This window comes from Paenibacillus sp. FSL R5-0378, from assembly GCF_038009285.1.
Taxonomy (GTDB): domain Bacteria; phylum Bacillota; class Bacilli; order Paenibacillales; family Paenibacillaceae; genus Paenibacillus_AQ; species Paenibacillus_AQ favisporus.
In genome coordinates this window covers 1-13,205 of sequence record NZ_JBBPAY010000002.1, presented here as the reverse complement: position 1 = coordinate 13,205, position 13,205 = coordinate 1, and the positions used below count along the sequence as shown (strand labels likewise).

Genomic DNA, 13,205 nt, shown 5'->3' with positions numbered 1-13,205 from the left:
AACAAATCACGTTACATAGCTGCTTATTTCCAATTCACTTATTTTCCTACCTTCTTGGTTTTCTTTGATTTATTTTGATTGTGAATTGGGCTTTCAAGAACGATTTTTAATGCTTTAACCATTTTTTCCATATTGGGTTCATAGATAGCATTAATAGAAATATCCTTCGGAACTTTATACTCTCTATTCTCCTTCATAACATGGTCTCCTTCCGAATAATTTAGTTCCACTTCAAATGAGCAGCCTAGTTGAAAATAAACCTTTCAACACGAAAACAGTTACTTGTATTTGAATTAATCTTTTCCGCTTTGTTAATCTTTTCTGCATAATCCAACGAAACAAGTTAAAGTCCCTAACAAAATGAATATGAAGCTTAAGCTTGGAAATCTAAATTTAAAATCTACAATTAAATTAAAAACTAAGCCAAGTAATATAAGTTCCCCACCAATGATCATGATTTTTTTTCCGCGGCGATCGTCGGTTCCAGGAGACGCTGACCGTGGTGGCCAAGGAATCCGGAGTAGCTTTGATGACTGCAATACGGGCGATTCGAGAATTAGAAAATGCCGGCAAGGTTATCTCGTTCAGATCCGCATCAAGACGGATCGCAAACACTTATGAATATGTCGGAGATCTCATTGGGTTTATCGAGAATCAATCATCAGAAGATAAAATCCAATATTTGCAGTCGAAGCTGGCGGAGCTGTCGAGTGAAAAGGCAAAGCTCGAAGATGAGCTGGACCAGGCACGCAAAGAACTAAGTCGACTGAAACGAACAACTATTATATAACAAGAAGAACTTACAAACTTATTAGAGGCATGGTTGCGGCTATTTTTATAAATATTCTTGTCAGAACCGAAGGATAAGTAGTCGAAAGACGAGAAACATAAACGTTAGCCGAAAAAAGCCAAAATTTGTATAATTGGTTACCGTGGTCGTGACACAAACAAAACCCTTAAAAATCCTAATAGAATAAGACATTTATAAGATTCACGGACATATGTACAAAATCCTGATTTTGTGAAAAAGAAACGTCGCCATAGACCAGACCGGGAAATAATCGAATGTTCGTGCGGTCGGCAATAGAAGAAAAAAAGCAGCCAGGCGGATCTCCGCCTGGCTGCTGGTGCTACTGAGCAATATGGGATCATTTAACGGATGCCTGTACAAATCTCGATGTTATTTTCTTTGGTCTCGTAATGGCACCGCCTACGACGGCCGCGTATGCGCCCAGTTCGAGACATCGGCTGAACATGTCCGGCGTAATGACGTTGCCTTCCGCAATGACGGGGATATCGACCTCACGCAGCACCGACTTCAGAAATTCGAAGTCGTTGTCATACAGCTTGGTCGCCGACGTATACGACGTATACCCATGCAGCGTCGTCGACACGCAGTCAAAGCCCAGCTCCTGCGCCATGACCGCTTCCTCCACCGTGGAAATGTCAGCCATCAGCTCGACCGCCGGATTTTGCCAGCGGCAGTAAGCGACGAGCTCCGCCAGCGTCTCGCCGTTCGGACGATCGCGCTTCGTGCAGTCCATCGCGATCATCTCGCAGCCGCTTTCGAGCAGCTCCGTGATCTCCCTTTTCGTTGCCGTAATAAACACTTCGCTGTCTGGATAATCCCGTTTAACGATGCCGATGACGGGGAGAGGCACCTCTTTCCTGATCGCGATGATATCCTCCCGGCTGTTTGCCCGGATACCGACCGCCCCTCCCTCCAGGGCCGCCAGAGCCATTTTGGCCATAATATACGAGCTGTGCAGCGGCTCATGATCCAACGCCTGACACGAGACGACGAGTCCGCCTTTAATCTGTTCGATCATTTTCGGTGCCCCCTTATTCTCCGTTTGTGTATTGAGCAATGGCTGCTTCGATGTCCTTGTTCAGTTCCGCCAGCGATGCATGATGCTCCGGCCGGACCGGCAGCAGCGGCAGTCGCGGCGCCCCCGTGGCGACGCCCTGCAGGTTGAGAATGTACTTGCAGGCTCCGTACAGGGACGGATAGCTCAGCAGCCTTTTTATGAAGCCGTTCACTTTCGTCTGCAGCGTCTGGGCTTCTTCGATACGGTTGTCCATAAACAGGCGGTTCAGCTGGACGAACAGCTCCGGCATCACGCCATACGTACCGCCAATGCCTCCGTCCGCACCCATGATACGTCCGGCCAGAAACTGCTCATCCGGACCATTGAACACGAGGAAACCTTCGCCACCGGTCTCCTTGTACTGCTGGAGCTCAAACGTGCTTTCCCCGGACATTTTGACACCGATGACCTTATCCTGCTTCGCCAGCTTGGCCAGCAGGCCCGTGCTCAGCGTGAAGCCTGTTGTCTGCGGTATGTTGTAAATGATGAACGGCAGGTTGGTACTGTCGATCATGTGCTGCCAGTGGTTTTCCACCGCCGCCTCCGGCAGGCGATAATAAATGGAAGGCACGGCGGAGATGACGTCGGCGCCGACCGTTTCCGCATGCTTCGCAAGCTCCACGCTTTCCCGGGTCGAGTTCGCACCGACATGCACGATAATCGTCAGCTCGCCTTGGACTTCCTCCATCACCGCTTCCAGCACCTGCTTGCGCTCCTCGGCGTTCTGCAAAATCCCCTCGCCCGAGCTTCCGCCAACGTAAAGTCCCTTCACACCCTTGCCGACGTAATATCTCGCGAGTTTTTTTACGCGCTCCTGGTCCACGTTTCCGGCTTCGTCATAAGCCGAATACATCGCGATATAAATGCCTTGGTATCGGGAAACGATGTCTGATTTCATGAATATCACTCCATTTTATTTAAAGTAAGGATATACCGCGCCATACAATGCCGCCTTGTTGCCGAGCTCTGCGCTGACAAGCTTCGTCTGCGAGAAGCCCGCAGGCAGATAGGCGTGCGCATGCGCAGCGATACGATCCAGCAAAAATCCCTTTTGCTCCGAGACACCTCCGCCGATGACGATCAGGGACGGATCCGCGTACAGGATCATCTCGGCAATGCCCCTTGCAATTTCCTCCGCCCAACCGTCGATCAGCCGCAGGCAGGCCGGATCACCATTCCGGGCACGTCCGAACAGCTCGAAGCCGTCTCCGGAAAACCCTTCGATCTCAAGCGCCGCCCGCTGCATCAAAGCGGACATGGACGCCCGCTGCTCGTACGTCGTGCCGCTCTGCTTGTCGTACAGCGTATGGCCGATCTCGCCGGCCCGATAGTGGGCCCCGCGTACGGGCTCGCCCCCGCTGAACATGCAGCCGCCGATGCCCGTGCCGAGCGTCATGCAGAAGAAGTGGTCGCTGCCACGGGCAGCTCCTTTCCACCACTCACCACGGGCCGCAGCGTTGACGTCGTTGTCGATCGCGACGGGTAGCCCATAGCGTTCCTCGATCCGCTCTTTCAGGTTCGTCCCTTTGTACGAAGGGATCGTGCCGCCCGCAAACAGAATCTCCCCGCTGACGGTGTCCACGACCCCTGCCGTGCTGATGCCCACCCCTCGAACGAGATTCCCGTAGGCTTCGATCAGGCCATTCAGGATACCCGACACCGCCTCGGGTATCCGGATACGAGCATCCCCGGCTGGCGTCTCTACCTTATGATGGAACACGATGTCCGCGTTGACATCGAATACCGCCGCCTTGATTTCCGTACCGCCCACGTCAATGCCTATGACATGCTTCATCCTTTTAACCTCGCTTGTATCGTTATTCCTTCACAGCACCGCCGGCAATTCCCCTTGTAAAGTACCTTTGGAACAAGAGGAAGATCAGAAGCATCGGCACGGCCGCCACGGTCGCACCCGCCATTTTGTAGGCAAAATTCGGGTTCAAGTCCTGCATCAGCGTCGCAATGCCGACCATCAGCGTTTTCACGTTTTTGTCCTGGCCGACGACCAGCTGCCATAGATAGTCGTTCCATACCTGCACGAAGTTCAGGATGAACAGCGCGCCGATCCCAGGCTTGACGATCGGAAGCAAAATCTGCAGAAACGTCCTCACTTCACCGGCACCATCGATCCGGGCCGCCTCCCGGAGAGCATCCGGCACGCCGTCGAAGAAACCTTTAAGAAGAAACACCCCGAAGGCCGTGGCGACATTCGGCCAAATCATCCCCCATAGGGAGTTCACCATGCCAAGGTCCTGGGAGATCCGGTACAAAGGCACGATCATGACTTCCTTCGGCACCATCAGGCTTGAAATGAAGATGACAAACAGCAGGTTTTTGCCGAAAAAGTTCAATTTCGAAAATGCATATGCAGCCATCGAGCTGGCAATCACGACCAGAATGGTGCTGACCCCGGCCACGTACAAGCTGTTGAAGGTCCAGCGCAAAGCCGGCTGATTGTTGAAAACATCGGTATAATTGCTGAACGTAAACGTCCGCGGCCACCAGTCGGGCGGCATTTTGATAACGTCGGAGCTGTTTTTGAGCGAGCTGGTAAACAGCCAGTACAATGGAAACAAATTCAGCACAGCGAAGAGGATAATGACGGCATTCGAGACAACATCGTACTTCTCTCGCTTGTTCTTCTCTTTCGTTTGAAGCATGATTTATCCCTCACTTCTCCTTGAACATGGCTCTGAGCTGCGGTATGGACAGCAGCATCGTAATGATGAACATGATGACCCCGACCGCGGAGGCAATACCCAGCTGGTTATACTTGAACGCATTGTTGTAGAGATAATACATCATGGTGACGGAAGCGTTATTCGGGCCGCCGCCTGTCAGCAGCTGGATGACGACGAAGATTTTCAGCACCGCGATAATGTTGATGATCGTGATGTAAATCGTGGTCGGCTTGACCAGCGGAATTAGAATCTGGAAAATGATCCGGACCCGGCTCGCCCCATCCACCTCGGCCGCTTCGAACAAATCCTTCGGCACGCCGATCATCGCCGCAATATATAGAATGATCGCCTGGCCGACGTTGGTTGCGAATGTCACGAAGATGATCACCGGCAGAACCGTATGTTTATTTCCAAGCAAATTGACGATCGAAAAATCCATTTCCCTTGCCGCATACGAAATAAGGCCGTTGGCCGGGTTTAGCAGGAACCCCCAGACCATGCTCATGACGACCATGGAGACCATGACCGGAATGTAATAGCTGCCCCGGATAAACGAGACGTATTTCGCGTTTTTATCGAACACGGACGAAGCGACGAATATCGCAAAAGCGACTGTTAGAAGAACTATGAAGACAACAAAAATAACCGTGTTGTATATCGACTTGAAAAAGACGGGATCATGGAACAGCGTGACGTAGTTGTCAAATCCAACGAACGTTTCCTGCTTGAACTGCACCTTGTACAAGCTGAGCCGGATCCCTTCGATGATCGGATAGACGATAAAAATGAGGAACATCAGAAATTGTGGCAAAATGAACAGATAGCCGGTCACGTTTTCTTTCCAGTGGTAGGTTCGCAGTTTCATGGATATCCGTTACCTTTCCAAATTCATGGCCCTGCCGCACCACTGTCGGGCTGCGGCGGGGTCAGAATCTTATTGATATGGGAGACTTCGCGGGTTACTTTTTGAAAATAGCCGAGCTTTCCTTCGCCTTCTGGATGACGTCGTTGCCTTTCTCCTGGTAATCCTTCACGGCCTGTGCCGGCGTTTTTTCGCCAATGTACATAGCTTGCAGCTCAGGATAAAGCACTTGTCTCAGCTCGCTGTAGCCCGGAACGTTGCCTGTAAAGTTGAACAGGTTCGAAGCGTTCGCGTCATAAGCGGCGAACAGCGGGTATTGGTCCTTGAACTCAGCAGCCACCGAGCTACGAACCGGAACGCTGTTCTTGGATGCCTTCACCAGCTCCGGATCGGTGGAGAAGAACTTCACGAAGTCCTTGGCCACCTGGGTCTTCACAGCATCGCCCGTTTTGAATACGGAAGCGCCGATGACGTACGTAAAGGACAGCGGCTTGCCGCTTGCGGACGGGATATTGGCAAGGCGGATATCGAACTTCGGCGCTTTGCCGGCTTCCATGTCAGCCTTGGAGTTGTTGAACAGCACCGGATTCGTAAAGCTGATCGCCAGCTGCTGGTTTTGGAACATCGCATTGGCATCGTTCGAGGATACAGATTCCGCTCCGGGGTTCGTATAGCCCTCGTCGTAAATCTTTTTCAGCCAATCGGCTGCTTTGACACCGTTCTCATCATTGACGATGATGTTGCCCTGATCGTCGAAAAACTTGTTGCCGAACATCCGCAAATACGCCAGATTCCAGGTGTCGCCCTGGTTGTTGAGCGCATACAGCCCCATCGGGTATGAGCCCTTCGGAAGCTTGTCCTTCAACGTTTTCAGAATGTTGTCGTAATCGTCCAACGTCCAGGTCTTGATCTCGTTTTCACCGCCGACGTAGCTATCCAGGCCTGCGTTTTTGAACATGTCCGCGTTGTAAGCGAGCGTGCCCGGGTTGTGGGCGAACGGATAAAAATACACCTTATCGCCGAAGGTCACGTTGTCCCAATATTTCTGGTCGATATCCTTCTTGGCCGCGTCGTCTACGATATCGTCTAGCGGTTCAAGCGCTCCGCGGTGCACATAGTCGCCCATGGCGAACACGCTCTCAAAGAAAATGTCCGGCGGCGTGCCTCCGTTAAGATTGACGTTCAGCATTTCGTCGCGCTGGTCGCCCGCGATGACCTGCACGTTCACTTTCACGTCGTATTTGTCGTACTGCTTGGAAAATTTGTCTGCGGCGTATTTGAAGAAGCTGTCATAGTCCGCATTTTGCTCAGATGCGTCCATGACACCTTTCCACTGCGGTGTCAGCCATAAGGAAAGCTCCACCTTGTCTTTTTTGCCGGAAGAAGTGTCCGTGCTACCGCTGTTTTCGGCATCTTTCTGGCCTCCGCCTGCGCATCCCGCCAGCATGCCCATCACGACGACGAGCGCGGCAGCTGCCGTAAATATCCGTTTCTTAAACATCGAATCATGCCCCCTTAGATCTTTCTTTGAGACTGGGTTAAAACAGATGACGGTTGATCTTGATGACGGCCTTTCTGACATCGGACGGCTCCGCCTCGGTTAAGCCCGGACGGTGGATGTCCTCCGGATACAGGACGGCATACATGCCCGGTTTAAGCCGGATCATGGACTCGGCGTCCAGCTCCGTGAACAGTGAATAATCCTCCTCCGGACTGCATTCAAACGGCTTCGCGCGGTCGTCCTGCAGCTGCCAGCCGATCGTCTCTTCCCCTTCGATCACATAATGGATATCGAGGAAGACCTCATGCTTCTCCGCCGGTTGCTGCGATGCCGGCTTGGTCCGGATGCTCGAGACCAAAGCGTACATGTCCTGCCCCCAAATCGGGTGCTTGCCATTGTCCAGCTGGCTGAATTCGGCGGTCTGCAGAAAATCGATGGCTTTGCGTATCACGGGATGCGCGTATGTCCGCTCCTGTGGCCAATGCGTTAGCGATCCGACGATCATGCTGTAGTTCCTCCCTTGCGTGTGAAATCATGGACCTATCAGGATTTTTGACAAGTGAATGACTTATAGGAAAAGTATAGCCCCGCCCTAAACGCGCAAACAGGAACAAATTTCACGGTTTGATGTTCAACATTTTTAAAACGCTTTACATCAAGCTGACGCACATGTTCACGAATTTTGGAGCGCGATGTTCATTATTTTTGGATGGGGTAAGAAAAAACAAATCCTCCTGCGGATGCAGGAGGTCGTAAGCGCGCTACACTTCCGTTTTCTGGAACTGTGCGCGGTATTTTTGCGGGCTGACGCCTTTCAATTTTTTGAAGATCCGCCCAAAGTAGTTAATATTTTCGTAGCCCACCTGCTCGGCGATCAGGTAGCTCGGCAGGCTCGTTTCCATCAGCAGGCTTGCGGCCTGCTCGATGCGCATCGTATTGATCCAATCGGTGAAGCCCATACCCGTTTCCTTCTTGAAAATCGTACTCAGGTACGTATCGCTGATATTGATGCGCTCTGCCGCTTCCTTCAGCGAAATGTCCTTCGTCAAGTTCTCTTTGAGGTACGATAGCAGCATGTTAATGTCCTCACGCGACGTTAGCTGCATCCCGGCATCCAGCAGAGCCGACTTTGCTTTGGCGTAGGCGCCGGGAATGTCCTCCCATTGCACAAGCGGCCCCGCCGTTTCCGAGCGCAGCGTGATGCCGAGCAGAACTTGCGCGGAGCCCGCCAGCGCCGCAACCTGCCGCTCCAAATCAGGCTGCTCCTCATCCGAAACGGCGAGCAGTGCCGCGATGATGCGGCCGTCCACCGCTACCGGATGGCTGTCCAGCAGAGACTCCAGCTCCGTCTCCACCAGATGCTCCAGCAGCTTCATTGCCGAAGCCTCCGCGCCGCCTTCGCGGGCATGCCGCACATGCAGCAGCAGCAGCACGCTGCGGGGAGGCAGCGTCAAAGTCGCAGGGAGGGCAGGCTCCTCGGGATGGCCCTCCAGCAGGCTGCGAAGACCCGCCGTCACCTCATCCCTGCGTGAGCTCTGGACCGTTCCGGCGCCGGTCGCAGCCGACTTCGCTTGGTCTCCGGGGCTCTCGATTTTCTTGGAAGCCTCAACCAAAAGATTCAGCAGCTCATCAGGCTTCATCGAGGTTTTCAGCATGTAATCCTCGACGCCGAGCTTCATCGCGGTCCGTACGTAATCGAATTCGTTGTGGCTGCTCAGCACGATAATCAGCGTGGCCGGATACCGTTCCCTCACCCGCTTGATCAGCTCAAGCCCGTTCATGCGCGGCATGACGATGTCCGTCAGCAGAATGTCCGGAACGCTTTGCTCCATTAACTCCAACGCCTTTTCCCCGTCAGGGGCGTCTCCGATAAATTCAAAATGATGCTGCTCCCAATCGATCAGCGATTTGATCCCTAAACGAACCAGCAGCTCATCATCAACCAGCATTACTTTTCGCTTCATCGCCAACCTCCTTCTGAGCTTTTCTAATCGGCAGCCTGTATTCGACGCTTGTGCCCCGGCCTTCTTCGCTGATTAAGGTTAAGCCGTAAGTGTCGCCGTATTGGAGCCGGATCCGTTCATGCACGTTCCGCACGCCGATTCGCTCTGGCGCCGGGGATGCCGTACCGGCTTCCAGCTTGCCGCGGATTTCTTCCAGCTTGTCCCGGCTCATCCCGCTGCCGTTATCGGTCACCCGCAGCACGAAATCGTCCCGTTCATGCCAAGCCCGAATCGTGATCAAACCGCTGCCCGCCTGATCCTGCAGGCCATGCACAAGGCAATTTTCGATGATCGGCTGCAGCATGATATTGATGACTTCCTGATCCATCAGCTCGTGCGGAACGTCGATATGGAGCGATATCGCGTCAGGATGGCTCATTTTCATCAACGCCATATAGTTGCCGATATAGTCCAGCTCCTGCCGGAGTGTGATGAGGCTGCCACCGCGACCAATGCTTCCCTCCAGGATGCCGCCCAGATTGGACAGCATGTCGCCGACTTCCTTATCGTTGCGGATATAGGCCATCCACTTGATGTTATTGAGCGTATTCAACAGAAAATGCGGATTGATCTGTGCTTGCAGCGCCCGAAAGCGCATATCCTCCTTTTGCTCGTATTCCTCCTTCACCCTGCCGAGCAGCCCGCGGATTTTCTTCACCATCTTGTTATAGGTCTCGATGAGCGACGATATTTCCTGCGGTCCCGTCACGGCGATGTTGGAATAAAACTCTTTGTCCTCCAGCTCCCGCATTTTTTTGCGCAGCAGCTTAAGCGGCTTCGATATGCTGTACGCGATGGAGATCGTGATGAATGAAAATACGACAAAAATCGCGATAAAGATCAGCAGGTTCGTTTTCCTGATATCGAAAATCTCCTTGAAGACTGTGTCATAAGGAACGATCTGAATGATTTTCCAGCCGTTGATGCGAACCGTATCATAATTGGCGATCCACTTCTGCCCGTCCTTTTCAAAAATCTGCTGTCCGCGCGCGGAGTCCCGCACCTTCGGCATGTAGCTCTCCTTCAGCAGGCTCTCCCCGATTTGATTCTTGTCGGCACTGGAGACAACCGTACCGCCGCTGTCTACCAAGTAGGTGTTACCTTCCAGCCCGGTCAAATATTTGCGGATATCCTCTTCGCGCACGCTGAACACGATCATGCCCGTATTTTGGTTCGTCTGCAGCTCGGTGATCGTCTTGACGAGCGTAATCAGCGGCTTGCGGTCGGCGTACATCAGCTCCTTGTTGTTGAACATCCACTTGATCTGGTAGGGCTTGCCCATCATATCTTGGTACCATGGCGAATCCAGATAGCCGTGCAGCAGCGGATCGAACATATAGCTCGTGCTGAGCCAGTTCCCTTGCCGGTCAAACAAGGTGACGTAAGTATTGGAAAAATAAGAGCTGAACAGCCGGTTAAAGACAGTATCGTTCAAGCGGAGCTTTTCGTATTTGCTGTAGGCATCCGGGTCTTTAAGCAGCTTGGTAATGCTGTGGTTAATCGTTATATTAACGGAGGACTGCAGCATCTCCTCAAGGAATAATTGAACGTTGAAATTCACCAAATACAGCGCGTCCTGGGCGGAGCGGCCGATCTTGCGCTCAATCACCTTTTCCAGAGGCTTGTCCATAACGTAGAAAGTCAAAAGAACGGGGATAATCAGAAATACCAGAATGGAGAAAAATATTTTGTTGCGGATCGAATTCAAACGGCTCCATGTTTTGTTCATGTTTCCCATCGTGCTCGCTCCCTTAAGCTGGCTGCTGACTGCACCATGTTGAAGTTGTAAGCGATACCATGCCAGAGTTCAATTATAGGGCCAGTGTATAAGGTTATGCAAGCCTTGTCCATGAGAGGAGGATAATAGCTGGCCCGCTCCCATATTTCAGATTCAAGCAGGTCAACGTAATAAAGTAATCCGCCCGCCGTTGTATTGGCGCCCGCAGCCAAGGAAGAACATTTCATTTGGATGTGCATTTATCCGTCTCTTCTTTTCTTAGTCTTGAATCGTTTCCAATCTCGTGAATCAATTTGATTTCTCTATATGCAGGCCCTGCTTGGCTACGTGCCGACAGGGTATTTTTTATTTTGAGTATAGAGTCAACCAAGATTACCCAAAATGGTTATATAGGTATGCTCCTATAAGCAGCATCAGCGTGTCTAACTTTTGGGGGTCACTTCAAAATAGCGACTTCCAATGGGACAATGTTCTTGTCCCCCGACACCTGACAAATTAATCGAGTTTAACTATGGAACGCAGGACACTCGTCTTTGTCGGTACGATCCTTGTGCAGCCTCGGCTTCATAGCACGCCTTTACTCGGCCTCGCTTGAGTTCTCGGGCAATGGAGGAGTGTTGACGACCAAGATGCTGGCCAATGGCTCTCGTCGACCACCCAAGCCGATGTAACGTCTCTAGTTGTCCTCGTTCGATTATGCTAAGATGGGAGTAGCTCATGTTTGGGTTCTCCTGTAGAAGAAACACATCCTGATTACCTTCGTTTGATTGAATACATCCGGCAAAGCAATACAATCAAATCCGTCGCAGTATGAAAATCAGGCAGAGAGCCTATATAGACTCCTCTGCCTGAGAAAGTAAAGCACTTTACCACGTAGATCCCTAAAAACCAATTTTTCCACTTAGGGACTTTTTAGACTGCCCCTTCATTATTTATGAATTCACCATAGAACTTGCAAGTTCTTCAATTACTTTTGCTGTTTTTACTACATCTTCCGCAACTAATAAGTGCGTGCAGTTTTCAAACGGAATCACTTCAGAATTCGGAATCTGTTCCTTCATGTATTCAGCTGTTTCTTTTGAGTAAAGTGTACTCTTTTCTCCATACACAATTTGTGTTGGTACAGTGATTTGTGGTAACACGTCACGATAATCGCCAACTGCCATCGCATGCCACATTGCCGCTAATACATGAGGGGTATTGCCGTTGACTACTAAATTGAGCTGCTCTTCCATCATTTCACCAGTCAAGTATGGGACGATCACTTTAAAGAAAGGCTTTGCGAATTCCATCAAGCTATCATTGATCACTGTCAAATCATTCAATGAGTCTTCCCGCGTATATTTACCGTGATAAAGACCTAAATTCCAATCCTCTTCATTGACTAATTTTGGTGTCATGTCGAACAACGATACGGCCTTCAATCTGGATACACCGAAGTTTTTTACATACTCGAATGTCGTAGAAACCCCCATCGAGTGTCCAACTAATGTGACATTCATCAAGTTAAGATGCTCCATTAGTTCTTCCAAATCGGAAGCGAATCTCTTCAATGTCAAACCATGCTCCGGGCGATCAGAAGCGCCATGTCCTCTCAAATCAAAAGACACTACATTGAAATTTTTGCTCAATTCTTCAAATGGTTGATCGAATGCTGTATGATCCGATGACCAGCCATGGACGAGCACAATCGGTTGTCCTTCTCCTTTTTGCTGATAATACAATTTGACGCCGTCACTTGTTTCGAAAAATGCCATGATGCTTTCCTCCTTCTAGTAGGTCTCAACATAAAGTTGTTGTTAAATTGTTTATAAAAACACTTTATTGCATAACTTTTTCTACCATAAATAAAGTTTACTCCTGCATTATCTGAATAAGGTTGCCGCATGTATCGTCGAAGACAGCTATTGTGACTTCGCCCATTTGTACAGCTGTAGATGCTATTTCTCATTTATAAAAATTAATATGCATTCGTTATATGACTTCCCCATTCACGGTTAGGTTGCAACCAGCTAACGCTTCTTTCCACAATTAAATCATCCAGTCTTACTTCGTAATCCTTGCGGTATGGTTTAGTAAATTCTTCATCAAGCCAGCTATCTCTCGTGCCTTTCCATGTTTCATAAATGAGCAGTTCATCCGGTTGATCCAGATTATCCGAAACAATAGCGCTAATAAATGCCTTTTCGGATGACATCTCCTCAATTAGAGAAAATAGCTCCTTGCGGAATTCTTCTTTCTTCCCTGGTTTAGCTTTGAATCGAATATTCAGTTGAACTTGTGGATTGGACATGTTGACTCCTCCTATATGTTTCATATATGCAGTGATTCCGTTACGGCATTTATCATAACGCTAGATGAATAATTCGACAGTAATTTAGATTACGTCCAAAAGCATACAGTCGAAGGAAAATTCATACAGGTCATGAAATTAAGCCAGTTCTTTCATCGCTTTTTCGATATGAATCATGACCATTCTGCGGCTGGTCACGATAATACCTTCATTGGATAGTTCCTGTAAGGTAAGCGATACCGCTTCTCTTGTGGCACCA

General features: G+C 50.3%; 13 protein-coding genes and 2 pseudogenes. 1 reads left to right on the top strand and 14 read right to left on the bottom strand.

The window, feature by feature from the left end; translation table 11 throughout:
• Positions 1-38: 38 nt before the first annotated feature.
• Complete coding sequence (locus MKY74_RS33600; RefSeq protein WP_167372929.1) at positions 39-197, bottom strand: hypothetical protein; 159 nt, start codon at positions 195-197, stop codon at positions 39-41.
• Between the two features lie 302 nt (positions 198-499).
• On the opposite strand from MKY74_RS33600, the gene MKY74_RS33595 reads away from it, so the two are divergent.
• A complete protein-coding gene (locus MKY74_RS33595; RefSeq protein WP_076175439.1) occupies positions 500-790 on the top strand; it encodes a hypothetical protein in 291 nt (96 codons plus the stop codon).
• Positions 791-1,148: 358 nt separating this feature from the next.
• On the opposite strand, the gene MKY74_RS33590 is transcribed toward MKY74_RS33595, so the two are convergent.
• From MKY74_RS33590 to MKY74_RS33530, 13 genes and pseudogenes are all read right to left on the bottom strand, one after another.
• Positions 1,149-1,829 (bottom strand): N-acetylmannosamine-6-phosphate 2-epimerase, encoded by a 681-nt coding sequence (locus tag MKY74_RS33590; protein ID WP_076175441.1) that lies wholly within the window; start codon positions 1,827-1,829, stop codon positions 1,149-1,151.
• A gap of 13 nt (positions 1,830-1,842) precedes the next feature.
• Positions 1,843-2,766, bottom strand: coding sequence for a dihydrodipicolinate synthase family protein (locus tag MKY74_RS33585; protein WP_076175444.1), 924 nt, complete (start codon positions 2,764-2,766; stop codon positions 1,843-1,845).
• A 15-nt stretch (positions 2,767-2,781) separates the two neighbouring features.
• Complete coding sequence (locus MKY74_RS33580; RefSeq protein WP_076175447.1) at positions 2,782-3,663, bottom strand: ROK family protein; 882 nt, start codon at positions 3,661-3,663, stop codon at positions 2,782-2,784.
• A gap of 22 nt (positions 3,664-3,685) precedes the next feature.
• Positions 3,686-4,528: a carbohydrate ABC transporter permease gene (locus MKY74_RS33575; protein ID WP_076175449.1), complete on the bottom strand. Its 843-nt coding sequence runs from the start codon at positions 4,526-4,528 to the stop codon at positions 3,686-3,688.
• Positions 4,529-4,538: 10 nt separating this feature from the next.
• Positions 4,539-5,414, bottom strand: coding sequence for a carbohydrate ABC transporter permease (locus MKY74_RS33570; protein ID WP_076175451.1), 876 nt, complete (start codon positions 5,412-5,414; stop codon positions 4,539-4,541).
• Positions 5,415-5,508: 94 nt separating this feature from the next.
• Entirely contained in the window at positions 5,509-6,912 is a 1,404-nt protein-coding gene (locus MKY74_RS33565; protein WP_076175454.1) for an ABC transporter substrate-binding protein, read from the bottom strand.
• 37 nt (positions 6,913-6,949) lie between these two features.
• Complete coding sequence (locus MKY74_RS33560) at positions 6,950-7,417, bottom strand: YhcH/YjgK/YiaL family protein (protein WP_076175457.1); 468 nt, start codon at positions 7,415-7,417, stop codon at positions 6,950-6,952.
• Positions 7,418-7,673: 256 nt separating this feature from the next.
• Complete coding sequence (locus tag MKY74_RS33555) at positions 7,674-8,876, bottom strand: response regulator transcription factor (protein ID WP_076175460.1); 1,203 nt, start codon at positions 8,874-8,876, stop codon at positions 7,674-7,676.
• A complete protein-coding gene (locus MKY74_RS33550) occupies positions 8,851-10,653 on the bottom strand; it encodes a sensor histidine kinase (protein ID WP_244169429.1) in 1,803 nt (600 codons plus the stop codon). Before MKY74_RS33550 ends, MKY74_RS33555 begins: the two co-directional genes overlap by 26 nt.
• 512 nt (positions 10,654-11,165) lie before the next feature.
• Positions 11,166-11,372: pseudogene (locus MKY74_RS33545) on the bottom strand (helix-turn-helix domain-containing protein); the annotation flags it as partial.
• Positions 11,373-11,585: 213 nt separating this feature from the next.
• Positions 11,586-12,410 carry an alpha/beta fold hydrolase gene (locus tag MKY74_RS33540; RefSeq protein WP_076175465.1) on the bottom strand — a complete coding sequence of 275 codons (825 nt, stop codon included), beginning with the start codon at positions 12,408-12,410 and terminating at the stop codon, positions 11,586-11,588.
• 97 nt (positions 12,411-12,507) lie between these two features.
• Positions 12,508-12,579, bottom strand: a pseudogene (locus MKY74_RS33535) (VOC family protein); the annotation flags it as partial.
• A 34-nt stretch (positions 12,580-12,613) separates the two neighbouring features.
• The gene (locus MKY74_RS33530; RefSeq protein ID WP_076175467.1) at positions 12,614-12,946 is read right to left on the bottom strand and encodes an antibiotic biosynthesis monooxygenase family protein; all 333 of its coding nucleotides are present in this window, start codon (positions 12,944-12,946) and stop codon (positions 12,614-12,616) included.
• Between the last annotated feature and the right edge of the window lie 259 nt (positions 12,947-13,205).

Excerpts from the sequence above, each read along its gene's own strand:
- MKY74_RS33590 (WP_076175441.1), bottom strand. The coding sequence starts at position 1,829 with ATGATCGAACAGATTAAAGGCGGACTCGTCGTCTCGTGTCAGGCGTTG.
- MKY74_RS33565 (WP_076175454.1), bottom strand. The coding sequence starts at position 6,912 with ATGTTTAAGAAACGGATATTTACGGCAGCTGCCGCGCTCGTCGTCGTG.
- MKY74_RS33530 (WP_076175467.1), bottom strand. The coding sequence starts at position 12,946 with ATGTCCAATCCACAAGTTCAACTGAATATTCGATTCAAAGCTAAACCA.
- MKY74_RS33585 (WP_076175444.1), bottom strand. The coding sequence starts at position 2,766 with ATGAAATCAGACATCGTTTCCCGATACCAAGGCATTTATATCGCGATG.
- MKY74_RS33540 (WP_076175465.1), bottom strand. The coding sequence starts at position 12,410 with ATGGCATTTTTCGAAACAAGTGACGGCGTCAAATTGTATTATCAGCAA.
- MKY74_RS33570 (WP_076175451.1), bottom strand. The coding sequence starts at position 5,414 with ATGAAACTGCGAACCTACCACTGGAAAGAAAACGTGACCGGCTATCTG.
- MKY74_RS33600 (WP_167372929.1), bottom strand. The coding sequence starts at position 197 with ATGAAGGAGAATAGAGAGTATAAAGTTCCGAAGGATATTTCTATTAAT.
- MKY74_RS33560 (WP_076175457.1), bottom strand. The coding sequence starts at position 7,417 with ATGATCGTCGGATCGCTAACGCATTGGCCACAGGAGCGGACATACGCG.
- MKY74_RS33580 (WP_076175447.1), bottom strand. The coding sequence starts at position 3,663 with ATGAAGCATGTCATAGGCATTGACGTGGGCGGTACGGAAATCAAGGCG.
- MKY74_RS33575 (WP_076175449.1), bottom strand. The coding sequence starts at position 4,528 with ATGCTTCAAACGAAAGAGAAGAACAAGCGAGAGAAGTACGATGTTGTC.
- MKY74_RS33550 (WP_244169429.1), bottom strand. The coding sequence starts at position 10,653 with ATGGGAAACATGAACAAAACATGGAGCCGTTTGAATTCGATCCGCAAC.
- MKY74_RS33555 (WP_076175460.1), bottom strand. The coding sequence starts at position 8,876 with ATGAAGCGAAAAGTAATGCTGGTTGATGATGAGCTGCTGGTTCGTTTA.